This window comes from Mesorhizobium silamurunense, from assembly GCF_014843905.1.
GTDB classification, from domain to species: domain Bacteria; phylum Pseudomonadota; class Alphaproteobacteria; order Rhizobiales; family Rhizobiaceae; genus Mesorhizobium; species Mesorhizobium silamurunense.
Window position 1 is genome coordinate 1 of the sequence record NZ_LPVS01000211.1, and the last position, 1,433, is coordinate 1,433.

Sequence of the window (1,433 nt, forward strand, 5' to 3'; positions counted from 1 at the left end):
CTGCGCTCAGCAGACGGACGCCATAAGCTCCGGTTCCCCGCGAGCGAAAGGGAGTTGGCACGCAATCGCGTCTATTCCCGCATAATGCGATAGACAGTTGCATCACCCTCCACACCTCGAAGAGGCGCGTCAAACGCCACGACCCGATGGCCGGCAAGCATTTCGCTAACCTCGGGCGCGGAATGGAGCGCTTCGGAAATGCAGACCTGACCGGCTTCTGCCAGGGACTGCACGCGCGCGGCGACATTCACTGTCTGGCCGAAATAGTCGAGGTTGTCGTTGAGCGTCACGGCGATCGACGGTCCACAGTGGGCGCCGATCTTGAGGATGATCCCCGGCCCGTCATGGTCGCCGTTGAAGCGATCGATTTCTTCAAAGATGTGGAGTGCAGCCGAAATCGCATCCGAGGGCTGCGAGAACGCAGCCATCACCGCATCCCCAATCGTCTTGACCACCGCTCCGCAATGTTGCTGAACCGCCGCGTTGACCAGAGCGAAATGCTCGCGGACCAAAGCATAGGCGTTGAGGTCGCCCAGACGCTCATACATGGCGGTCGAACCCTTGAGGTCGGTGAACAGGAAGGTGATCTGCCGGATACCGAGCCCCTCCTTTTCGTTGACACGTTCGGACCGGAAGAGCTGGCGGAAGGTTTGCCGCGCAAGCAGCGCTCCACCGGAGACATAAGGGTCGAAATCGAGCGCCGGCTTGGCAGTCAGCGCGACAAGCTCGGGCGGCCAGTTGATGACGAGCAGCGAACCACGCACCGGCCCTCTATTCGCTACCTCAATGACAATCGGACCAGGCGGCACAGCGGGCAATGCCGGCAAGAAGCGTTTGCCGTCATAATCGATTTTGAGACATGTCGGCGCCAACACCGGATCGCCCGATATCGGCACAGCGAATGCGGCCTGCGTCTGCACGTTGACGCCCGCAAGGGAGCCCGGTCCCAGCTCGGCGCGGAGTGTGGTGGTGGTGCCGGGCGGCAGAAACGTCATGCCCCGAACGAAGCCGCGCAGAACGTCAAGAAAGCGAACGTCTTGCCCCGGTAGCCGCCCGTCAGGTCCGAAGTGGAGCTTCCAGTGATAATCCTCGACCGAGAGCGACGCGGGATCGTGGTGCGGCAGGCCCCGTAACTTCGGCGATATCGAGAAGGTGACCTCGATGAAGTCGTCGAGGTCGGTGTCGCCCGATACGTCGCACAGGCCACAGACGTAATGGGTCTTCAGCGTCCGCAGGGCGCCGAAACTATCGAGCACCATCCCGGACTGGGGACAGAGCACATCCCAACTCATGTCGAACAAGCCACAGCGGGCGGCATGAAGGAAGAGATCGATTGCTTCAGGTTCGGCGATGGCGCGGTCGCGAGCAAAGGCCAGCGGATTAACGCGATAGAGCGAGTGGTCGTCGGCACTCCTGATCAGCGTCTCGAATTT

At 61.4% G+C, this 1,433-nt stretch carries 1 protein-coding gene; it reads right to left on the reverse strand.

The window, feature by feature from the left end; translation table 11 throughout:
- Nucleotides 1-71: 71 nt before the first annotated feature.
- Nucleotides 72-1,433, reverse strand: a 1,362-nt coding sequence (locus AU465_RS33110) for an adenylate/guanylate cyclase domain-containing protein (protein ID WP_192257226.1), incomplete at its 5' end; no start/stop codon positions are given.